The sequence below is a fragment of the Sphingomonas kyungheensis genome (assembly GCF_037120395.1).
Classification (GTDB): domain Bacteria; phylum Pseudomonadota; class Alphaproteobacteria; order Sphingomonadales; family Sphingomonadaceae; genus Sphingomonas; species Sphingomonas kyungheensis.
Genome location: NZ_JBBBDM010000002.1, coordinates 402,228 through 424,758, shown reverse-complemented (window position 1 = coordinate 424,758; position 22,531 = coordinate 402,228). Strand labels below are relative to the sequence as shown.

16 protein-coding genes, 1 tRNA gene and 1 pseudogene are annotated in these 22,531 nt (G+C 67.2%); 10 read left to right on the top strand and 8 right to left on the bottom strand.

From position 1 onward, the window contains the following. Positions 1–13: 13 nt before the first annotated feature. Positions 14–526, bottom strand: coding sequence for a PilZ domain-containing protein (locus tag V8201_RS06040; RefSeq protein WP_336544729.1), 513 nt, complete (start codon positions 524–526; stop codon positions 14–16). A gap of 411 nt (positions 527–937) precedes the next feature. On the opposite strand from V8201_RS06040, the gene rplJ reads away from it, so the two are divergent. Further along, on the top strand, positions 938–1,453 hold the full coding sequence (gene rplJ / locus V8201_RS06035; RefSeq protein ID WP_271300453.1) for a 50S ribosomal protein L10: 516 nt from the start codon (positions 938–940) through the stop codon (positions 1,451–1,453). A 76-nt stretch (positions 1,454–1,529) separates the two neighbouring features. Continuing rightward, positions 1,530–1,910 (top strand): 50S ribosomal protein L7/L12, encoded by a 381-nt coding sequence (gene rplL, locus V8201_RS06030; RefSeq protein WP_037530315.1) that lies wholly within the window; start codon positions 1,530–1,532, stop codon positions 1,908–1,910. Positions 1,911–2,001: 91 nt separating this feature from the next. On the opposite strand, the gene V8201_RS06025 is transcribed toward rplL, so the two are convergent. Beyond that, a complete protein-coding gene (locus V8201_RS06025) occupies positions 2,002–2,982 on the bottom strand; it encodes a methyl-accepting chemotaxis protein (protein WP_336544728.1) in 981 nt (326 codons plus the stop codon). A gap of 83 nt (positions 2,983–3,065) precedes the next feature. Then, positions 3,066–4,232: a hypothetical protein gene (locus tag V8201_RS06020; RefSeq protein WP_336544727.1), complete on the bottom strand. Its 1,167-nt coding sequence runs from the start codon at positions 4,230–4,232 to the stop codon at positions 3,066–3,068. A 378-nt stretch (positions 4,233–4,610) separates the two neighbouring features. Here V8201_RS06020 and rpoB point away from each other — a divergent pair, with 378 nt between their 5' ends. Together rpoB and rpoC are read left to right on the top strand one after the other, a co-directional pair. After that, a complete protein-coding gene (gene rpoB / locus V8201_RS06015; protein WP_037530310.1) occupies positions 4,611–8,765 on the top strand; it encodes a DNA-directed RNA polymerase subunit beta in 4,155 nt (1,384 codons plus the stop codon). A gap of 178 nt (positions 8,766–8,943) precedes the next feature. Next, positions 8,944–13,233 (top strand): DNA-directed RNA polymerase subunit beta', encoded by a 4,290-nt coding sequence (rpoC, locus tag V8201_RS06010; RefSeq protein WP_037530308.1) that lies wholly within the window; start codon positions 8,944–8,946, stop codon positions 13,231–13,233. A gap of 107 nt (positions 13,234–13,340) precedes the next feature. Here the strand turns inward: rpoC and V8201_RS06005 are convergent, their stop codons facing one another. Further along, positions 13,341–13,577: a hypothetical protein gene (locus tag V8201_RS06005; protein ID WP_336544726.1), complete on the bottom strand. Its 237-nt coding sequence runs from the start codon at positions 13,575–13,577 to the stop codon at positions 13,341–13,343. A 53-nt stretch (positions 13,578–13,630) separates the two neighbouring features. Between V8201_RS06005 and V8201_RS06000 the strand changes: the two genes are divergently transcribed. After that, complete coding sequence (locus tag V8201_RS06000) at positions 13,631–13,822, top strand: hypothetical protein (RefSeq protein WP_336544725.1); 192 nt, start codon at positions 13,631–13,633, stop codon at positions 13,820–13,822. Positions 13,823–13,834: 12 nt separating this feature from the next. On the opposite strand, the gene V8201_RS05995 is transcribed toward V8201_RS06000, so the two are convergent. Continuing rightward, a complete protein-coding gene (locus tag V8201_RS05995; protein ID WP_037530304.1) occupies positions 13,835–14,617 on the bottom strand; it encodes a metallophosphoesterase family protein in 783 nt (260 codons plus the stop codon). Positions 14,618–14,782: 165 nt separating this feature from the next. Between V8201_RS05995 and V8201_RS05990 the strand changes: the two genes are divergently transcribed. The 4 genes and pseudogenes from V8201_RS05990 (at position 14,783) to V8201_RS05975 (ending at position 19,279) form a co-directional block, all read left to right on the top strand. Next, positions 14,783–16,915, top strand: a complete 2,133-nt coding sequence (locus V8201_RS05990; RefSeq protein WP_037530303.1) for a histidine kinase dimerization/phosphoacceptor domain -containing protein — start codon at positions 14,783–14,785, stop codon at positions 16,913–16,915. Between the two features lie 237 nt (positions 16,916–17,152). Then, positions 17,153–17,812: pseudogene (locus V8201_RS05985) on the top strand (DUF47 domain-containing protein); the annotation flags it as partial. A 3-nt stretch (positions 17,813–17,815) separates the two neighbouring features. Then, on the top strand, positions 17,816–18,817 hold the full coding sequence (locus V8201_RS05980) for an inorganic phosphate transporter (protein WP_037530299.1): 1,002 nt from the start codon (positions 17,816–17,818) through the stop codon (positions 18,815–18,817). Between the two features lie 69 nt (positions 18,818–18,886). Further along, positions 18,887–19,279: an MAPEG family protein gene (locus tag V8201_RS05975; RefSeq protein WP_336544724.1), complete on the top strand. Its 393-nt coding sequence runs from the start codon at positions 18,887–18,889 to the stop codon at positions 19,277–19,279. Positions 19,280–19,316: 37 nt separating this feature from the next. Here V8201_RS05975 and V8201_RS05970 read toward each other — a convergent pair whose 3' ends face one another. The 3 genes from V8201_RS05970 to V8201_RS05960 all read right to left on the bottom strand — a co-directional run bounded on the left by V8201_RS05970 (position 19,317) and on the right by V8201_RS05960 (position 21,887). Further along, positions 19,317–20,750 (bottom strand): NAD-dependent succinate-semialdehyde dehydrogenase, encoded by a 1,434-nt coding sequence (locus tag V8201_RS05970; protein ID WP_037530296.1) that lies wholly within the window; start codon positions 20,748–20,750, stop codon positions 19,317–19,319. 333 nt (positions 20,751–21,083) lie between these two features. Next, on the bottom strand, positions 21,084–21,644 hold the full coding sequence (locus V8201_RS05965; RefSeq protein WP_152542028.1) for a putative antibiotic biosynthesis monooxygenase: 561 nt from the start codon (positions 21,642–21,644) through the stop codon (positions 21,084–21,086). Between the two features lie 169 nt (positions 21,645–21,813). Next, positions 21,814–21,887 (bottom strand) — tRNA-Gly (locus tag V8201_RS05960). Positions 21,888–21,988: 101 nt separating this feature from the next. On the opposite strand from V8201_RS05960, the gene V8201_RS05955 reads away from it, so the two are divergent. Beyond that, positions 21,989–22,528 (top strand): pseudouridine synthase, encoded by a 540-nt coding sequence (locus tag V8201_RS05955; protein WP_336544723.1) that lies wholly within the window; start codon positions 21,989–21,991, stop codon positions 22,526–22,528. Positions 22,529–22,531: the final 3 nt, after the last annotated feature.

Genomic DNA, 22,531 nt, shown 5'->3' with positions numbered 1-22,531 from the left:
TTCCGCGCTGACATCACTTCGGCGGCGTCGCCCCTGCGCTGCCGTCGAGCGCGCCGCCGACCGAGGCGAGCGGCCGCGACAGGATCGCGCCGACGTGACGGGCGGCAAAGATGCCGACGACGCCGATCGCGACGAGCAGCGCGACGAACTGGAAGGCGGCGGCAAAGCGACGGCTCTGCGCCTCGCGCTCGGCGGGGGGCACGCGGCGTTCGGCGCGCCGATCCGCGACCGGCGCGTCGCCGCGCTGCGGCTTGTGCGCGGGCGGCTTGGCCGAGACGATGCCGTCGATGTCGATCGGGTCCTGCGTCCGCACGCCGAAGAAGGCGCCGTTCTGCCAGACGACGCGGCCGACGACGACATGATGGATCCGGCGGATCTCGATCACCGTTCCCGGCCGGCAGGCGGGCTCGGCGGTGGCGAGCAGGCCGCGCGACGACATGTTGTGGATTACCACGTCGGTCCATTCCGATCCCGCCCGCATGCGCGCGCGCACCAGCACCTTGACGCGGGGTTCGCGCTTTTTCATCGGGCGGGCCGGTCGGGCGCGGAGAAAAGGTCGGACATCATCGCTGCCCTACCACGCAAATGTTAAACGTCCGTAATAGACGTATCAGTTTCTGACATAATTCCGGTGCTTGACGCCGCGTACCGAAGGGCATGGTTGACTTCGCACGTAACTGCGGTAAAGGCCCGCGCTTGCCGGTGGGTCCGCCCGCCGCGCATCCGTCCAAGACAGCAGGTGCCGCGGATTTGCCACGGCTTAATGCCCTGCCGAGACGGGGACAGGATTTCGAACGATCGGAGCGCTCCGTCGCGCCGGTCTGCCGCCCTTCACGGGTGCCTTCCCCATCGATGGACAACCCCGGCGGGGTTTTCCCCTCCGGTTTGTAACCGGGAGGGTCGCTTCGTGCGGCGCTCTCAAAACGTGGAGAATGGCATGGATCGTGCTCAAAAGGCCGCGGCCGTTGCCGAGTTGAATCGCACCTTTTCCGAGGTCGGCGTGGTGGTCGTCACCCGCAACAACGGAATGACGGTTGCCCAGTCGACCCGACTGCGCAACGCGATGCGGGACGCCGGCGCGACCTACAAGGTCTCGAAGAACAAGCTTGCCAAGATCGCACTCGATGGCACCGATTACGGTTCGCTGGGCGACATGCTCACCGGCCCGGTCGGCCTCGCCACCTCGATCGACCCCGTCGCCGCTGCCAAGGTAGCGGTCGAATTCGCGAAGACGAACGACAAGTTCGAAATCGTCGGCGGTGCGATGGGTGCGACCTCTCTCGACGTTGCCGGCGTGCAAGCGCTCGCCACCCTGCCCTCGCTGGATGAACTCCGGGCGAAGATCGTCGGCCTCATCGTTGCCCCGGCAACGAAGCTCGCGACCATCACCCAGGCTCCCGCGGCGCAGATCGCGCGCGTGCTGTCGGCCTACGCCGAGAAGGAAGCCGCCTGAGCTTCAGGCGCTTTCGGACAAGCGATTTTCAACTGACACTTAGGGGCGTTCCGCCCCGGCATATGAAGGAAGTATCATGGCAGACCTGAACGCGCTGGTTGACCAGCTGAGCGAACTGACCGTCCTCGAGGCCGCCGAGCTCTCGAAGATGCTCGAAGAGAAGTGGGGCGTTTCGGCCGCCGCTGCCGTTGCCGCGGCTCCCGCCGCCGGTGGCGCGGGCGCCGGTGCCCCGGCCGCGGAAGAGAAGACCGAGTTCGACGTGATCCTCACCGGCGACGGTGGCAAGAAGATCAACGTCATCAAGGAAGTCCGCGCCATCACCGGTCTCGGCCTGACCGAAGCCAAGGCGCTCGTCGAAGGCGCGCCGAAGGCCGTCAAGGAAGGCGTGAACAAGGACGAGGCCGAGAAGGTCAAGAAGCAGCTTGAAGACGCCGGCGCGACCGTCGAACTCAAGTAAGCTGGTCCGAACCGTCCGGCGTCACGGCGTCGGGCGGATCGTGCAACGGATGGGGCGGCCTTCGCGAGGAGGTCGCCCCTTTCGTTATGCGTCACCGCCGGCGTGCGGGACGCCAGGACTCGGGCCGGATCACCGTCGCCGGCGGCTCGCCGGCACGCGCCGCGTCGATCGCGGCGTTGATCGCCATCAGCTCGGTCTGCCGGCTCATCGCGGTCATCGCGTCGACCAGCGCGGCGAGCTGCGTCATCGTCGCCTGCATCTCCCCCGTCTTGTCGGCGATCGCCGCCTGGTGGCGGCGCACCTCGTCGTGGCGCGCGGCGACATCATGGTCGAGGCGGACGCGGCGGGTGACGTCGGTGGCGATGGCGACGATGCGCTGCGGCGTGCCGTCCGCGTCGGCGACCGGCGTATAGCTTGCCTGCAGCCATAACGGCGCCCCCTTGCTGTCGATCCACGCCAGGACCCCCGCCTCGCTCTCGCCGGCGGCGAGCCTCGCCCAAAGGGCGGTATAGGCCGGCGCACCGGCATCGACCGGATCGCACAGGATGCGATGGTGGCGGCCGATCAGATCGTCGCGGTCATAGCCGGTGAGCGCGAGGAACCGCGCATTGGCGTCGAGGATGATCCCGTCCGGCGTGAAGTCGATGACCGCATGGCTGCGGTCGAGCGCGACGAGGCGGGCGTCGCGCGTCTCGTCATCGGACGGTGGCGCGGTCCGTTCGCTGGCGACCTTGACGAAGCCGCAGACCGCGCCGTCATCGTCGAGCAGCGGATCGTAATCGGCGTGCAGCCGCAGCTCGCGTCCGTCCCGGCCGATCCGCGTGCAATCGAGCGAGACGGCGCGGCCGAGCGCGAGATCGAGCCACAATTGCCGATAGTCGGCCGACGCCCGCACCTCCGGCGAGCAGAAGGCGCGGTGCGGCATGCCGAGCAGGTCTTCGAACCGATAGCCAAAGGTCGCGCAATAGCGCTCGCTCGCCCACACGACATGGCCGGCGGCATCGAAATGCGCGACATTGGTCGTGCGGCAGATCGCCGCCCAGATCGCGGCACCGTGACGTTCGCCTGCCATGGGGTCTCCCGGCCCCAAGAAAGGACCACTTTGGACACGGTTAGCGACAACCTGCGATGCGGATCAAGCGCGAATTGCGCCGCTCACCGCTCCACGGCAGCGGCATAGGGGCGAACGCCGAGGACATCGTGCATCCGCGCCGGCTGATCGAGCCAGAACGGCACCAGTTTCGCCGAGTCGACCCGCTCGACGCCGACCGCGAAGGCATTGCCGACCTGCCCCTCGCCGCCACCGGCATCATAGACGACGTTGACGACGACGACGGGCACGAACATAGGCCGCCCCGCCGCCTCGAGCGGGCGGATCTCGGTACGCGACAGGGCGACGACGACGCGGACGCGGCGTGACTCTCCCGGTGCCAGCGCGAAGGGTGGCACCGCGGTGCGTCCCGGCGGCGCGGCATAGATGGCGGCAACATCACCCTCCTGCCCCGGTCCGGCGCCGGTCAGCGTCGCGGCGATGCGGATCGCCTGTGCCGGCGCCGTCCCGGCATTGCGCACTTCGAGTTCCGCCTCGACCGTGGCGCTGAGCAGGTTGAGCCCGGCCCGGCGCGGATGCAGCGCAAGCGCGAGCCGGGCGCGCGCCGCGGGCGGCTCGAACATCGCCGGGGTCGCGGCCGCCGTTGGCGCTGCGGCTGGCGTGGGCAGGCGATCCCGCACAGGTGGCGCCGGTGGCGGTGGCGCAACCGGCGCGACCGCAGGCGCTTCATCGACCGCCTCGCGCGAGCGACGGCGTAGCCACCACCAACCGCCCGAGGCCGCTGCGATCACCGCGGCAGCGATCAGCCACCAGAGACCCGATCCATCCCCTGCGGCTGCGGGCGCAGTCACCGGCGTGGCGGTCGGGCTCGGTGTCGCGAGCGGGGTCGCGGAGGGTTCGTCCGTCGGCAGTGTCGCCGGCGTCGTCGCGGCGGGTTCCGGTGCGATGGTCGGTACAGGCGCGACGGTGGGCGTCGCGGCCGGGGTCGGCGTCGCACGCGGCGTCGGTGTGGCGCGCGGCGTGGGCGTAGTCCGCGGGGTCGGGACTGCACGCGGAGTCGGGGTCGGAGCCGGCGTCGGGCTGGGTGCAGGCGTCGGCTCGGGAACGACCGGCGCGGGGGTGGCCGGGCGCGACGGCGACAGGCTGAAATTGTCGAGCCCCGGGATCGTCTGCGGCGCGCTCGTATTGGACTGCGCGAGCCCCGGCGTCCCCGCCAGAGCCGCCGCCGAAAGGGCGATCGCGCCCAGCCGCGCGCCCCGCATCATGGTCATGTACTCTGATCTCACCCAAAACCCTTGCGCGCTCCTTAGTGAACGGTTGACGACCGCCACCCCCGCTGCGACGAACCGCCCCGCTATGGCGACGGAGCGAACGGCACGGCCGCGCCGCCCGCCGCCGCCACCCCTTTGACACGGCGGGGCAAGCCGCCTATATCCACGGTTCACCAAAGCTTTCGGGACATGGGGCACCGTCGCGCAGCGCTCCGTACGGATAGAGGGTTCTGGTTTCAAAGACGCTGAAGGCCGACGCACTTGGATGCGATCGGCTTTTTTGCGTCGCACCTCGCGTCCCGCTCCGGGGGTTCCCGGGCACGATATTCCGGCCGTCGCCAGTGTCTGCTGGCAGGCCACGACTGAGGGCATAACACCATGGCCAGCAAAGCGATCCAGGGCAGCACCGCGAAGCGGCGCATCCGCAAGATCTTCGGGGACATCCACGAAGTCATCCAGATGCCGAACCTGATCGAGGTTCAGCGCGAGAGCTACGAGCAGTTCCTCCGTTCGGACAAGAGCATCGGCCACGTCTCGGGACTCGAGAAGACGCTGCGCAGCGTGTTCCCGATCCAGGATTTCGCCGGCACCGCCTATCTCGACTTCGACGATTACGTCCTGGAGCCGCCGAAGTTCGACGTCGAGGAATGCCGCCAGCGCGGCATCACCTATGCCGCGCCGATGCGCGTCACGCTGCGCCTGACCGCGTTCGAGGTCGATCCGGATACCGAGGCCAAGTCGGTCATCGATATCAAGGAGCAGGACGTCTACATGGGCGACATGCCGCTCATGACCGAGAACGGCACCTTCTTCATCAACGGTACCGAGCGCGTCATCGTCAGCCAGATGCACCGCTCGCCGGGCGTGCTGTTCGATCACGATCGCGGCAAGACGCATGCTTCGGGCAAGTATTTGTTCGCCGCCCGCGTCATTCCGTATCGCGGTTCGTGGCTCGACTTCGAGTTCGACGCCAAGGACATCGTCAACGTCCGCATCGACCGTAAGCGCAAGCTGCCGGTGACGGCGCTGCTCTATGCGCTCGGCATGACCAGCGAGGACATCCTCAACCACTTCTACAACCGCGTCACCTATGTGCGCGGCCAGGGCGGCTGGATCATCCCGTTCGCGCCGGAGAACTGGCGTGGCGTCAAGCCGCTGTTCGACATCGTCGACGCCTCCTCGGGCGAAGTCGTGTTCGCCGCCCAGCAAAAGATCAGCCCGCGTGCGGCCAACAAGGCGGCCAAGGACGGCCTCACCCAGCTGCTGATCCCGACCGAAGAGATCTTCGGCCGCTATTCGGCCTATGACCTGATCAACGAGCAAACCGGCGAGATCTACGTCGAGGCGGGCGACGAGATCGGCGCCGAGAACCTCGAGGCGCTCGACAAGGCCGGCATCGACACGATCGAGCTGCTCGACATCGATCACGTCTCGACCGGCGCATGGATCCGCAACACGCTCAAGGCCGACAAGGCCGAGGAGCGCGAGCAGGCGCTGAGCGACATCTATCGCGTCATGCGCCCGGGCGAGCCGCCGACGCTGGAGACCGCGGAGGCACTGTTCGCCGGCCTGTTCTTCGATCCGGACCGCTACGACCTGTCGGCGGTGGGCCGCGTCAAGCTCAACATGCGCCTCGACCTCGACTGCCCGGATACGGTGACGACGCTGCGCACCGAGGATATCCTCGCCGTGGTCAAGACGCTGGTCGACCTCAAGGACGGCAAGGGCGAGATCGACGACATCGACAATCTCGGCAACCGCCGCGTCCGCTCGGTCGGCGAGCTGCTCGAGAACCAATATCGCGTCGGCCTGCTGCGCATGGAGCGTGCGGTCAAGGAGCGCATGTCCTCTGTCGACGTGTCGACAGTGATGCCGAACGACCTGATCAACGCCAAGCCGGCCGTCGCCGCGGTGCGGGAATTCTTCGGCTCGTCGCAGCTGTCGCAGTTCATGGACCAGACCAACCCGCTGTCGGAAGTGACGCACAAGCGTCGTGTCTCGGCGCTCGGGCCGGGCGGTCTGACGCGGGAACGCGCGGGCTTCGAAGTCCGCGACGTCCACCCGACGCATTATGGCCGCATCTGCCCGATCGAGACGCCGGAAGGCCCGAACATCGGTCTGATCAACAGCCTCGCCTCGTTCAGCCGGGTCAACAAATACGGCTTCATCGAGACGCCGTACCGCAAGATCGTCGACGGCAAGGTCACCGACGACGTCGTCTATCTGTCGGCGATGGAAGAGGCCAAGCATACGATCGCGCAGGCCTCGGCCGAGCTGAAGGACGACGGCAGCTTCGCCGAGGAGCTGGTGTCGGCCCGTCAGGCGGGCGAGTTCCTGATGGCGCTGCCCGAGACGATCACGCTGATGGACGTCAGCCCCAAGCAGCTGGTGTCGGTCGCCGCGTCGCTGATCCCGTTCCTCGAGAACGACGACGCCAACCGCGCGCTGATGGGCTCGAACATGCAGCGCCAGGCGGTGCCGCTGGTCAAGGCCGAGGCGCCGTTCGTCGGCACCGGCATGGAAGAGACCGTGGCGCGCGATTCTGGCGCCGCGATCGCCGCCAAGCGTGCCGGCATCGTCGACCAGGTCGATGCCAGCCGCATCGTCGTGCGCGCCACCGGTGAGGTCGATTCGGCCAAGTCGGGCGTCGACATCTACACGCTGATGAAGTTTCAGCGCTCGAACCAGTCGACCTGCATCAACCAGCGTCCGCTGGTGAAGGTGGGCGACGTGGTCAACGCCGGCGACGTCATCGCCGACGGTCCGTCGACCGAGTTCGGCGAGCTGGCGCTCGGCCGCAACGCGCTCGTCGCGTTCATGCCGTGGAACGGCTACAACTACGAGGACTCGATCCTCATCTCCGAGCGGATCGTGAAGGACGACGTGTTCACGTCGATCCACATCGACGAGTTCGAGGTGATGGCCCGCGACACCAAGCTCGGGCCCGAGGACATCACGCGCGACATCCCCAACGTCGGCGAGGAAGCATTGCGCAACCTCGACGAGGCGGGCATCGTCTACGTCGGTGCCGAGGTCGAGCCGGGCGACATCCTCGTCGGCAAGATCACGCCGAAGGGCGAAAGCCCGATGACGCCGGAAGAGAAGCTGCTCCGCGCGATCTTCGGTGAAAAGGCGAGCGACGTGCGCGACACCTCGCTGCGCCTGCCGCCGGGCGTCGCCGGGACGATCGTCGACGTGCGCGTCTTCAATCGCCACGGCATCGACAAGGACGAGCGCGCGATGGCGATCGAGCGCGAGGAGATCGAGCGCCTCAAGAAGGACTCGGACGACGAGCGCACGATCCTCAACCGGGCGACGTGGAGCCGCCTGCGCGAAATGCTGCTCGACCAGGTCGCCACCGCCGTTCCGAAGGGCCTCAAGAAGGGCTCGACGATCGACATGGACCTGCTCGACAGCGTCGACCGCCACGAATGGTGGAAGTTCGCGGTGCAGGACGATGCGGTCCAGGCCAATCTCGAAGCCGTCAAGCAGCAGTATGACGAGGCGGCCAAGCGGATCACGGACAAGTTCCATGACCGCCGCGAGAAGCTGGAGCGTGGCGACGAGCTGCCGCCGGGCGTGCTCAAGATGGTCAAGGTGTTCGTCGCGGTGAAGCGCAAGCTGCAGCCGGGCGACAAGATGGCCGGCCGTCACGGCAACAAGGGCGTGATCAGCCGCATCCTGCCGCAGGAGGACATGCCGTTCCTCGCCGACGGGACGCCGGTCGATCTGGTGCTCAACCCGCTGGGCGTGCCGTCGCGCATGAACGTCGGGCAGATCTTCGAAACGCATCTCGGCTGGGCTGCCCGTAACCTGGGCATGCAGGTCGCGACCGCGCTCGAGGATTGGCGCGAGGCGAATCCGGACGCCAAGGCGGGCGAGATGCCCGACGCGGTCCGTTCGCGCCTCGTCGAGGTCTATGGCGATCATTATGCCGACGACATCCAGAGCCGCGAGCCGGAAGAGATCGCCGAGCTGGTCCAGAACATCCGGACCGGCATTCCGATGGGCACCCCGGTGTTCGACGGCGCCCGCGAAAGCGACGTGTCGGCGATGCTGGAGCTGGCGGGTCTCGACACGTCGGGCCAGTCGGAGCTGTTCGACGGACGCACCGGCGACAAGTTCGACCGCAAGGTGACGGTGGGCATCATCTACATGCTCAAGCTGCACCATCTGGTGGACGACAAGATCCACGCGCGTTCGATCGGGCCCTACTCGCTCGTCACCCAGCAGCCGCTGGGCGGCAAGGCGCAGTTCGGCGGCCAGCGCTTCGGCGAGATGGAGGTCTGGGCCTTGCAGGCCTATGGCGCCGCCTACACCTTGCAGGAGATGCTGACGGTGAAGTCCGACGACGTGGTCGGCCGCACCAAGGTCTATGAGGCGATCGTCAAGGGTGACGACACGTTCGAGGCCGGCATTCCCGAGAGCTTCAACGTGCTCGTCAAGGAAATGCGCTCGCTGGGCCTCAACGTCGACTTGAAGACGATGCAGGACCAGGTCGACGAGGACGGCATCGCGATCGCCGCGGAGTGACCTCAAGTCCCCTCTCCCCCTGTGGGAGAGGGGCAAGCCGCGGAACGCGGCGCGGGGTGAGGGGCAGTGCGGCACGGCAGCCGCATCGCTTCCCCCTCACCTTCCCACTGCCTTCGGCAGCGGGCCCCTTCCTCTCCCACAAGGGGAGAGGAGACAGAGATTTTAAGAGGACAGGTTCATGAACGAACTGACCAACTTCGCGAACCCGATCGCCAAGCCCGAAACCTTCGACCAGATCCAGATCGGCATCGCCTCGCCCGACAAGATCCGCTCGTGGTCGTTCGGCGAGATCAAGAAGCCCGAAACCATCAACTACCGCACGTTCAAGCCCGAGCGTGACGGCCTGTTCTGCGCGCGCATCTTCGGTCCGATCAAGGATTACGAATGCCTGTGCGGCAAGTACAAGCGCATGAAGTACAAGGGCATCGTCTGCGAGAAATGCGGTGTCGAAGTCACCGTGTCGAAGGTCCGCCGCGAGCGGATGGGCCATATCGAACTCGCCGCCCCGGTCGCGCACATCTGGTTCCTCAAGTCGCTGCCGTCGCGCATCGGCCTGCTGCTCGACATGCAGCTCAAGCAGCTCGAGCGCGTGCTGTACTTTGAAGCCTATATCGTCATCGAGCCGGGCCTAACGCCGCTGGAGAAGTTCCAGCTGATGACCGAGGACGAGCTGCTCGAGGCGCAGGACCAATATGGTGAGGACGCCTTCTCCGCCGGGATCGGCGCCGAGGCCGTGCGCATCATGCTCGAAAGCCTCGATCTCGAGGGCGAGAAGACGCAGCTGCTCGAAGAGCTGGCGACGACCAAGTCGGAGCTGAAGCCCAAGAAGATCATCAAGCGTTTGAAGGTCGTCGAGAGCTTCCTCGAATCGGGCAACCGTCCCGAATGGATGATCCTCGAAGTCGTGCCGGTCATCCCGCCCGAACTGCGCCCGCTGGTGCCGCTCGACGGCGGCCGCTTCGCGACGTCGGATCTCAACGACCTGTACCGCCGCGTCATCAACCGCAACAACCGGTTGAAGCGCCTGATGGAGCTGCGTGCGCCGGACATCATCGTCCGCAACGAAAAGCGCATGCTGCAGGAAGCGGTCGACGCGCTGTTCGACAACGGCCGCCGCGGCCGGACGATCACCGGCGCCAACAAGCGTCCGCTGAAGTCGCTGTCCGACATGCTCAAGGGCAAGCAGGGCCGCTTCCGCCAGAACCTTCTCGGCAAGCGCGTCGACTATTCGGGTCGTTCGGTGATCGTGACCGGCCCGGAATTGAAGCTGCACCAGTGCGGCCTGCCCAAGAAGATGGCGCTCGAGCTGTTCAAGCCGTTCATCTACGCCCGCCTCGACGCCAAGGGCCTGAGCATGACGCTCAAGCAGGCGAAGAAGTGGGTCGAGAAGGAGCGCAAGGAAGTCTGGGACATCCTGGATGAGGTGATCCGCGAGCATCCGGTGATGCTCAACCGCGCACCGACGCTCCACCGGCTCGGCATCCAGGCGTTCGAGCCGGTGCTGATTGAGGGCAAGGCGATCCAGCTCCACCCGCTGGTCTGCTCGGCGTTCAACGCCGACTTCGACGGCGACCAGATGGCCGTGCACGTGCCGCTGAGCCTCGAGGCGCAGCTGGAAGCGCGCGTCCTGATGATGTCGACCAACAACATCCTGTCGCCCGCCAACGGCAAGCCGATCATCGTGCCGTCGCAGGACATGGTGCTGGGTCTCTATTATCTGTCGATGATGAAGGAAGGCGAGCCGGGCGAAGGCATGCTGCTCGGCGACATGGCCGAGGTGCATCAGGCGCTCAACGCGGGTGCGGTGACGCTTCACACCAAGATCGTCAGCCGCGTTCCGCAGACCGACGAGAACGGCAAGCAGTACCTCAAGCGCTACGAGACGACCCCGGGCCGCATGCTGCTGGGTGAAACCCTGCCGCACAGCCACAAGGTGCCGTTTGAGACCGTCAACCGCCTGCTCACCAAGAAGGACGTCGGCGACGTGATCGACGAGGTCTATCGTCACACCGGCCAGAAGGAGACCGTGCTGTTCGCCGATGCGATCATGGCACTGGGCTTCCGTCACGCGTTCCGCGCCGGCATTTCGTTCGGCAAGGACGACATGATCATCGCGCCGGACAAGGACAAGCTGGTCGACGAGACGCGCGATCAGGTGAAGGACTTCGAGCAGCAGTATCAGGACGGCCTGATCACGCAGCAGGAAAAGTACAACAAGGTGATCGACGCCTGGAGCCGCTGCGGCGATCAGGTGGCGAACTCGATGATGAACGAGATCAAGGCCGTCCGTCACTATGAGGACGGGCCGATGAAGGGCCGCGAGAAGGACATCAACTCGATCTACATGATGGCCCACTCGGGTGCCCGTGGCTCGCAGGCGCAGATCAAGCAGCTTGCCGGCATGCGCGGGCTGATGGCCAAGCCGTCGGGCGAGATCATCGAGACGCCGATCATCTCGAACTTCAAGGAAGGCCTGACCGTCCTCGAATATTTCAACTCGACCCACGGTGCTCGTAAGGGCCTCGCGGACACCGCGTTGAAAACGGCCAACTCGGGTTATCTCACCCGCCGCCTCGTCGACGTGTCGCAGGATTGCGTCATCGTCGAGGAGGATTGCGGCACCGAGCGCGCGCTGGAGATGAAGGCGATCGTGCAGGGCGGTTCGACGATCGCCTCGCTCGGCGAGCGCATCCTCGGCCGCACGACGGCGGAGGACGTGGTCGACGCCAAGAGCGGTGAGGTCATCATCCCGACGGGCACGTTGCTCGACGAGGCGATGATCGCGCAGATCGAGAAGATCGGCATCCAGGGGATGAAGATCCGCTCGCCGCTGGTCTGCGAAAGCAAGATCGGCGTGTGCGGCAAGTGCTACGGGCGTGACCTCGCCCGCGGTACGCCGGTCAACATCGGCGAGGCGGTCGGCGTGATCGCGGCGCAGTCGATCGGCGAGCCGGGTACGCAGCTGACGATGCGCACCTTCCACATCGGCGGCGCGGCGCAGCTCAACGAACAGTCGAACCTGGAGGCGCCGGTCGACGGCACCGCCCAGTTCCGCGACCTGCGCCTGATCGTCGATCAGCGCGGGCGGCGGGTGACGCTGTCGCGTTCGGGCGAGATCGCGATCGTCGACATGGACGGCCGCGAACTGTCGACGCACCGTATCCCCTATGGCGCCTATGTGATGTTCGACGACGGCCACATGCTGTCGAAGGGCGATCGCATGGCGGAGTGGGATCCGTTCACCATGCCGGTGATCACCGAGAATTCGGGCATCGTGAAGTATCAGGATCTGATCGAGGGTAAGACGCTCACCGAGCAGACCGACGAAGCGACCGGCATCGCGCAGCGCGTGGTGATCGAATATCGCACCTCGTCCAAGTCGAAGGAGGATCTGCGTCCGCGCCTGACCCTGACGACGTCGGAAGACGGCGAAGCGGCGCGCTACATGCTCGCTGCCGGTGCGGTGCTGTCGGTCGACGACAATGCCGAGGTGCAGGCGGGCGACGTGCTCGCCCGTGTCAGCCGCGAGTCCGCCAAGACCCGCGACATCACCGGCGGTCTGCCGCGCGTCGCCGAACTGTTCGAGGCGCGCATCCCCAAGGAGGCGGCGATCATTGCCAAGGTCTCCGGCCGGGTCGTGTTCGGCAAGGACTATAAGGCGAAGCGCAAGATCGGCATCCAGCCCGAGGATGGCGGCGAGGTCGTCGAATATCTGGTGCCGAAGTCGAAGGTGATCGACGTTCAGGAAGGCGACTACGTCAAGCGTGGCGACAACCTGATCGGTGGTTCGCCCAACCCGCACGACATCCTGGAGACGATGGGCATCGAACCGCTGGCCGAATATCTGGTCAGCGAAATCCAGGAAGTCTATCGACTGCAGGGCGTCAAGATCAACGACAAGCACATCGAGACGATCGTTCGTCAGATGCTGCAGAAGGTCGAGATCACCGACGGCGGCGACACCACGCTGCTCAAGGGCGAGCAGGTCGATCGCGAGGAGATGGACGCGACGAACGAGAAGCTCGAGAAGAACCAGCAGCCCGCGCAGGGCAAGCCGGTGCTGCTCGGCATCACCAAGGCGTCGCTGCAGACCCGCAGCTTCATCTCGGCGGCGTCGTTCCAGGAGACCACCCGCGTCCTCACCGAGGCGGCGGTCCAGGGCAAGCAGGACACGCTGATGGGCCTGAAGGAGAATGTCATCGTCGGCCGGCTGATCCCGGCGGGTACCGGCGCGGGCATGAACCGGCTGCGGGTCGCCGCTTCGTCGCGCGACGCGGCGCTGCGGGCACAGCAGCGGGCGCTGTCGGCGGCGATCGTCGCCCCGATCTCGGCCGCGGAACAGCGGGCCGCGGAGCAGCAGCGCACGGTGCGCGACGATGCCGGCACGGGTCCTGACCCGCTCGCCGAGGTCGTGCCCTCGGGCGACGGCAGCGATGCCGCCGCGGGTGAGTATCTCAACCAGGAGTGATCCTGGCCTCTCGCCGAGCACACGAAACCGCCGTCCGGGTGACCGGGCGGCGGTTTTGTTTTGGGCGTATGCCAGCAGCGGCCCCGCGCGCGCCCCGCAACGCCACCTTAAAAAAATTTCACCGAATGATGCCCGCCGCTCCGTCCCTCTTGATACAAATCAAGAAACGGACGTGATTGGGTGGCTTTTGCCGTCTGATCTTTGGAGGGGATGACGGTATTTTGCTGATGATAACCACTCGCGACAGGAACTGTGTCTCGCGTGCCACTGGATATTGGGAATTGCGGCACGGGCTGTTTGCCGAGCACAATTAAAACTTGCACCACATTGGCGATAACGGGCATATACCGTATATCAGGACGGGGGCGGGGCATTTGGCCTCGTGGGATATGAAATGATGAATATGTCGTCGCAGTCGCAGCCGCTTGAGACTCTGGAGACGCTGTTGGTCGAGGCCTGTCAGATCGCCGATGCGATCGGGCTCGACCTCGCTGCGATCCGCATCGAGGAAGCGCTTATGATCGCTCGCGAATCCCCCAATTCCAACCCGCTGTGGCAATCCTGGGGGACGATGTCGGTACTGAACTGAGCCGCCGCGCCGCTAGGACAGGCGCCCGACATCGGCCGTCGCATCGCCGATCACCGCGGCGTCTCCGCCCATCGTCCGGGCGATCGTTTCGAAGCCACCGTTATGGACGCGGATCTCATTGAACGCCGGCGGCGAATGGCGCGTCCGCTTCGACAGCGTTCCGGCACCGATCATCCGGATCGTCCGCCCCGCGCGCGCGACCGGAACGTCGAAGGGGTCATGGACATGGCCCGACAGCACCGCATGCGCCCCCGCCTCCGCCAGCGCGGTCAGCGCCCCGTCGCCATTGCGCGTGCTGGCCGTGCCCTTGGTCGGGCCTTCGATAAGAGGGTGATGCGCGGCGACGAAGATCAGCCGGTCCTTGGGCGCCGCGTCGATCATCGCCAGCGCGCGGCGTAAGGAACCCGCCCCTACCCGGCCCTTCGACCAATTCCAGCGCCATTGCGCCCGCGCGATCGTCTTGAGCGGGACGATCGTCACGCCGGGCAGGTCGAGCTCGCGCTCGATCATCTTCTCCACCGCGGCATAGCGCTGATAGGGCGCGAACAGGCGGCGAAACGGATCCCAGTAATAAGGGATGTCGTGGTTGCCGATCTCCAGCGTCACCGGCACGCCGAGGCTGCGCAGCCACGCCCCGCCCCGCTCGAACTCGGATCGCGTCGCGCGCATCGTCAGGTCGCCGGTCATGATCACCGCATCGGGGCGTTCCGCGGTAACGCGTTCGCCGAACCAGGCGATCGCCTGTGGGTCCTCTGCGCCGAAATGGACATCGCTGACGTGGAATAGAGTGATCATGGCTTTCCGAACGCTGCTGCTGCCGGAAAGCTGCTAATGCGCCGATCCGGGCTGCCGCAAGTGGGTGCTCGACTTGCCAACATATTGATTTGGATCAGCACGGGTTCATTTGTAAAGCCATACGGGTCAGGCCATGCTGGACTGGACGAGTTGCATACGGTGACAATGGCGATCCCCCTCGAAACAGATCCGAGTCTCGACCTGACGGCCTGTGATCGCGAACCCATTCATATCCCAGGCGCCATCCAGCCGCACGGGCTGCTGCTGGTCGCCGAAGCCGGCCCCGGTCATGCGGTGATCGCCGGCGCGGGGGCGATCGAGGCGCGGCTGGCGACGCACTGGCAGGGCCGGCCGCTCGCCGATCTGCTCGGCCAGGATATCCAAGCGCTGCTCCACCATCTGCCGGGCGGGCTGGACGCGACCAGCCAGATCGTCGTGCCGGGAATCGGCGAATCGTTCGTGGCGACGGTGCATCGTGGCGGCACGCATCTGCTCGTCGAGCTCGAGCCGGTCGCGGGCGCGCCGGCGTCGGTATCGACGACGCTGGCCTGGCTCGACGCAGTCGCGGCGAGTTTCGAGCGCGCCGCCGATCTCCAGACGCTGTACGACCGCGCTGCCGGTGCGTTCCGGATGCTCACCGGCTTCGATCGGGTGATGATCTACCGCTTCCTCGACGACGACGCCGGACAGGTGGTGGCGGAGGATCGCGATCCGTCGCTGGCCACCTTCCGCAACCATCGCTTCCCCGCCTCCGACATTCCGCGGCAGGCGCGCGCGCTCTATGTGCGCAACCGCACGCGGACGATCCCGACGGTCGACTATGACCCGGCGCCGCTGCGCCCGGCCGCCTTTGACCATATCGACCTCAGCGACGTCGCGGTGCGCCATGTCTCGCCGATCCACCTGCAATATCTCCGAAATATGGGGGTGGAGGCGTCGGCGTCGATCTCGATCGTCAAGGACGGCTTGCTGTGGGGGCTGATCGCCTGTCACCACAACAGCCCGCGCGTGCTGCCGCCCGACGTCCGCAACACCGCGGCGACGCTGGCCAGCGGCCTCGCCCGGCAGATTCGCGCCAAGGAGGAGGCCGCCGCCTATCGCGAGCGCCTGACGCTGCGCGCCGACGAGGACCATATGGTGCCGCGCCTCAACAGCGAGGAGCCGCTGCGCGCCTCGATCATCGCGGTGAAGGACGAATTGCGCGCGATGCTGCACGCCGACGGCTTTGCCATGGTCGCGGGCAACCAGATCGAACGCTCGGGCCGCTGCCCCGACGACAATGTGCTCGCCGGTATCGCCCGTTGGGTGCGCGAACGCGGTGGCGAGCCGCTCGCGACGCACGAACTGGGTGCGCTCTTCCCGATGGCGCGCGCGCATGAGACCATGATGAGCGGCCTGCTCGCACTGCCGCTGTTCGACGAGGATGCGATCCTGCTGTGGCTGCGTGCCGAGACGGTCGAGACGATCGAATGGGCAGGCAATCCCCACAAGTCGGTCGCGGTCACGCCCGGCGAGACGCTGACGCCGCGCACCTCCTTCGCCAGCTATAGCGAGACGGTCCGCGGCTGTTCGCAGCGCTGGACGCTCGAACAGATCGAGGCCGCGCATCGCCTGCGCCGCCGCTTCCACGAGGCGCGCCAGCACCTTCAGGTCCGCACGCTCAACCGCGAATATGCCCGCGCGCTGAGCGAGAAGGATGCGCTGCTCGCGCAGAAGGACGTCCTGATGAAGGAGGTCAATCATCGCGTGCAGAACAGCCTGCAGCTGGTCGCCTCGTTCCTCCGCCTCCAGGCCAAGACCGCCAACAGCCCCGTCGTCGCCGATCACCTCGCCGAGGCGCAGGCGCGACTCGCCGCGGTGGCGCTGGTCCACCGCCGCCTGTATCGTGACGATCAGGTCGAAAGTGTCGATCTCGCCCGCTATGTCGACGAGCTGATCGCCGATATGCGGACGTCGCTCGGCGCCGAATGGGGGCGGCATATCAAGCTCGACCTTGCGCCGGTGCTGGTGCCGACCGACCGGGCGGTGAATATCGGCCTGATCCTGACCGAGCTGGTGATCAACGCGACCAAATATGCCTATGGCGGCGCGGCCGGACCGCTGGCGATCGCGCTCGAACAGCATGGCGGCAAGCTGCGGCTGATCGTCGCCGACGACGGCCGCGGCAAGGGCGACGGCGAGGGATTCGGCAGCCGGATGATGGACGCGATGGTCCAGCGCCTGTCGGGCGTGATCGAATATGGCGACAATCATCCCGGCCTGCGTGCGATCATGACCGCGCCGATCGACGAAATATAATTTTGCATCGGGTGCGATCCGGATCGATCGCTCCCGACGATCCCGGCGGAAGCCTTGCTCGTGATGCGATAGCCTTTTGCCGGCAATGTGATAGCATAGCCTCATGGCCTGCGCGCGCCCCCGTCGACCGACCGCCGCCGGCGGGATCGGCGCGCATGCGGCGGCGTCCCCCGATGGTGCAGTGCGCAATTTCGGCTTGCCTCGCGCGCCGCGCCGCCCCATGCGCCCCCCGCCACCAACGAAAGGTCTCTTATGGTAGCCTGGTTCCAGGCGCTGATGCCGAAGCAAGGTCGGTTCTTCGAACAATTCGAAGCCCATGCCGCGACGCTGGTCGCGGGTGCGGACGCCTTGCAGAAGCTGTTCAGCGGCGACGGCGCGATCCCGGTGCATATCGCCGAGATCGTCGATCGCGAGCATGAGGCGGACGATATCACGCGTGAGGTGTTGCAGGACGTCCGCCGCGTGTTCGTCACGCCGTTCGACCGTTCGGCGATCACCGACCTGATCGGGGTGATGGACGATTCGATCGACCAGATGAACCAGACCGCGACGACGATCGCGCTCTACGAGGTCAATCAGTTCGCGCCCGACATGCGTGCGATGGTCGACCTCGTCGTCGAGGCGGCGCGGGTTACCGCCGAAGCCATCCCGCTGCTCCGCAAGCTCGACACTAACGCCGCGCGGCTGCACGACCTCACCGCCCGGCTGGTGCAGCTTGAGGGGCAGGTCGACGACCATCACGCCCGCGGCCTGCACGCCCTGTTCAAATCCTGCGACGACAGCCAGACGATGCGCTTCATCGTCGAGCGCGAGATCTATAGCCATCTCGAACGCATCGCCGACCGGTTCGAGGACATCGCCAACGAGATCCAGGGTCTCGTCATCGATCACGCCTGAGCCATGACCATCTCCTTCACGCTGCTTGTCGCGCTGATCGGCGTCGCGCTGCTGTTCGACTTTCTCAACGGACTGCACGACGCCGCCAATTCGATCGCGACGGTGGTCTCGACGCGCGTGCTCAAGCCGCATCATGCGGTGATCTGGGCCGCCTTCTTCAACTTCATCGCCTTCGCCGTCTTCGACCACAATGTCGCGCAGACGGTCGGCAAGGGCATCGTCAGTGCCACCGTCATCGATCCACAGGTGATCTTCGGCGCGCTGATGGGTGCGATTGTCTGGAACGTCATCACCTGGCGCTATGGCATTCCGTCCAGCTCCAGCCATGCGCTGATCGGCGGCCTGCTCGGCGCCGGGATCAGCAAGGCGGGGTTCGACAGCGTCGTCTGGGCGGGCGTCGGCAAGACGGTCGGCGCGATCTTCCTGTCGCCGACGATCGGCATGATCCTCGCGCTGCTGCTCGTGCTCGTCGTCGCCTGGAGCTCGCTGCGGCTGACGCCGATGGGGGTCGACCGGCGCTATCGCAAGCTCCAGCTCGTCTCGGCCGCGCTCTACAGCCTCGGCCACGGCGCCAATGACGCGCAGAAGACGATGGGGATCATCACCGTCCTGCTCTATTCGCAGGGCCTGCTGACCGGCGCCTTCCACGTCCCCTTCTGGGTGGTGCTGTCGTGCCAGGCGGCGATGGCGATCGGCACGATGTCGGGCGGGTGGAAGATCGTCCATACGATGGGGTCGAAGATCACCCGGCTGACCCCGGCGCAGGGATTCTGCGCCGAGACCGGCGGCGCGATCACCCTGTTCATGGCGACCGTCGGCGGCATCCCGGTCTCCTCGACCCACACGATCACCGGCGCGATCGTCGGCGTCGGCTCGGCACGGCGGCTGTCCGCGGTGCGCTGGAACGTCGCGAGCCGGATCGTCGTCGCCTGGGTGGTGACGCTGCCGGCGGCGGGGCTGATCGGCGCGCTCTGCTACGAAGGCGCGGCGCTGCTGTCGCGCTAGTCTCGCGCTGCACGGAGCCTTCGCCGCGCTGCCTCGTTGGCTGCGGCGGATGACGAGGGAGTGTGGGTGATGGCGACCGAGATGATCGTGCTGGCGGCGTCGGTCGCGCTGCTCGTCGTGCATATCATGCTGCAGGGCCAGACCGCGACGCATGATCGCGGCCTCGCCTGGAACGCCGGACCGCGCGACGAAGGCGACGTCAAACCGCTCGGCGTGCTCGCCGGTCGCGCCGCCCGTGCGCTCGCCAATTTCCAGGAGACCTATCCCGCCTTCCTCGCGCTGGCGCTCGGGCTGGCGGCGACGGGGCAGACCGGCGGACTCGGCGCGATCGGTGCGCTGGTCTGGCTGATCGCGCGGATCGTCTACATTCCGCTCTATATGCTCGGCGTGCCCTATGTGCGCAGCCTCGTCTGGGTGGTGGCGATGCTCGGCCTGCTGCTGATGCTGATCCGCTTCGTCTGAGCGACGGGGGCCGCCGGCGCGGCAGCCCCCGCCCCCGTCAGGCGATATGCACCGCCTTGGTGATGCAATGCGCGGCGATCCCCTCCGGCCCGTCTTCCGAACCGAAGCCGCTGTCCTTGACCCCGCCGAACGGCGCATCGCCCCAGCTCAGCCGCACCGTGTTGATCGCCACCATGCCGGCCTCGATCTCGTCGCCGAGCCGGTTCTGGAGCCGGCCGTTCTCGGTGAAGCAATAGGCGCCGAGGCCATAGGGCAACCGGTTCGCCTCCGCGATAGCGTCATCGGCGGTGGCGAAGGCGCCGATCAGCGCGACCGGGCCGAACGGCTCCTCGTTCATCGCATGGCTGGCGAGCGGCACGTCGGCGAGCACCGTCGGGGCGAAGAAGAACCCCTCCCCCTCCGCGCGCGTGCCGCCGGTGAGCAACCGCGCGCCGGCGCCGACCGCATCGTCGACCAGCCCGGCGATCGCCTCCGGCCGGCGCGGATTGGCCATCGGCCCCATCTGCGTCCCCGCCTCGAGCCCGTTGCCGAGCTTGAGCGCGCGGGTGCGCTCGGCGAAGCCCTGTGCGAACCGCTCATAGATGCCCTGCTGGACGTGGAAGCGGGTCGGCGCGACGCAGACCTGTCCGGCGTTGCGGAACTTGTGCTGGACGAGGATGTCGAGCGTGCGATCGAGGTCGCAATCGTCGAACACCAGCACCGGGCCGTGCCCGCCCAGCTCCATCGTCGTCTTCATCACCGTATCGGCGGCGAGCTTGAGCAGATGCTTGCCGACCGGCACCGAGCCGGTGAAGCTGAGCTTGCGCGTCACCGGCGAGGCGAGCAGCTGGCGCGACACCGCATCGGGCACGCCGAAGACGAGCTGCGCCACCCCGGCGGGCAGGCCGGCATCCTCGAAGCAGCGCAGGATCTCGACCGCCGCACCCGGCGTCTCCTCGCTCGGCTTGAGGATCACCGAACAGCCCGCGGCGATCGCCGGCGACAGCTTGCGCACCGGATTCATCACCGGGAAGTTCCAGGCGCAGAAGGCTGCGACCGGGCCGACCGGCTGATGCAGCACCAGCGAGCGCGTCCCCACCGGGCGCGGCAGCACCCGGCCGTAGATGCGCACCGCCTCGCCGGCGTGGAAGTCGAGCAGCGCGGCGGTCGCCATCACCTCGCCCTTCGCCTCGGCGAGCGGCTTGCCTTCTTCCAGCGTCGCGAGCCGGGCGAGCCGGTCGGCGCGCTCGCGGACCAGCGCCGCGGTCCGTGACAGGACCGCCGCCCGCTCCTGCGGCGCGACCGCGCGCCAGCTCTTGAAGGCGCGGTCCGCGGCATCGAGCGCGCGATCGAGATCGGCGGCGGTGGCCAGCGGCACCTGCGCCAGCGTCGCCCCGGTGGCGGGATCGAGCACCGGTTGCGTCTCGCGATCGGTGATCCACTCGCCGTCGATCAACAGGCCGAGGCGCGTATCGTAGGAAGTGTCGGTCATAACAGCTCGCTTTCGTCAGCTAGAGCGCGCCGGGCCGATCGCCGACGGGGCAGCGGCCCTGGCGCTGTCGCCCCCTCTACCGCCCCGGCGCGCCCGCGCAAAGCGGCGCGCGGGCGGCTTGCCGGCGTACTTGGTCAACCGACGGATGCTTGTGGCGTTCGTCATGGCGACCGGCGCCGTCTTGCCATGACGACGGTCGCGAGTTGCGGCAGCATCGATCCGGCGCCCTCGCCGCGGACGCAGACCTCGCGACCGTCCAGACCCGTCCCGCCGATCATCACCGTCGGCTGGGCGAAGCGCTGACAATGAGCGTAATCGCGCGCCGACGATCCGTCACTCGGCGTTGCGCAACAACTGGCCGCGCTCGTCCTGCAGCATCCAGAAACGCGACCAGCCGCGCACCTTGGGCAGGATCAGCCAGGTCAGCGCCGCGGTGAGGATCACCGACGACAGGATCTGCTGCACCACCTTGGGCGCACCGGGCAGCAGCCAGCCGATCACCGCGCTGACGATCAGCAGGGTCGGCACGACGCCGATCCAGGTGACGCAGGCCGTCTTCCACTTGCGCGCCGCCGCCTCGCTCGGCAGCGTGAAGGCGAGCAGCGTGCCGGCATCGGACTGGTCGAGCCCGACCGAGAAATCGTCCGCCTCGTCGGACAGCGCGCGATAGCCGTCCTGCCCCGTCCAGGCATCGAGCGCCGTCCGGTCGCCGAATTGCAGCAGCAGATGATGCAGCCCGCCCGCCTGCGCCAGCCGCACCGCGCAGCGGAACCGCGGCTGGGCCTGCGCCGCGGCGACGCAGCGATCCGCCCACGGCTCGAACGCCTGTTCGTGCCCGGGCCGCATGACACGGGAGATGGCAAGGGTGGCGAACGCGGGCGCGACGAGGTTCATGCACGGTGCGACCCGCGAGGCGGCCTGGGGTTCCCGCGATCGGGCAACGAAATTAGTGCGATGAGCGCTCCGCTAAGGCGCTGTCATGCATGGGCTTCGCCTGCACGGCGAACATCGGCGGGCGCTCGAGCCGGGGCCTGAACCGTGCGTGCGCTCAGGGATACGGGAATGGAGCGGGTGAAGGGAATCGAACCCTCGTCGTAAGCTTGGGAAGCTTCTGCTCTACCATTGAGCTACACCCGCGCCGGGCCGCGATCGGCGGCGCGATCCGGGCTGTAAGCCGGCGGCGGCGGCAATGCAACGGGGCAATCGACAGCGGCGCGGCGACGCGATACCGCGTCGCGATGCTGGTGCTGTTCAACAAGCCGTTCAACGTGCTCAGCCAGTTCACCGATCGCGGCGCGCGGACGACGCGGGCGACCTTGTCCGATCATATCGCCCTGCCCGGCGTCTATCCGGCGGGACGGCTCGACCGCGACAGCGAGGGGCTGTTGCTGCTCACCGACGACGGCCGCCTGCAGGCGCGCATCGCCGATCCGCGCTTCAAGCTCGCCAAGACCTATTGGGTGCAGGTCGAGGGCGAGCCCGATGACGCGGCGCTGGCGCGGCTGCGCGACGGGGTGATGCTCAACGACGGGCCGACGCGGCCCGCCGAGGTGGCGCGGATCGACGATCCCGCGCTCTGGCCGCGCGATCCGCCGATCCGGGTCCGCGCGCACATCCCCGTCAGCTGGCTGTCGCTGACCTTGCGCGAAGGGCGCAACCGGCAGGTGCGGCGGATGACCGCGGCGGTCGGCTATCCGACGTTGCGGCTGGTGCGCTGGCGGATCGGCGAATGGACGCTCGACGGGCTGGCGCCCGGCGAACATCGCATCCTCCGCTAGCCG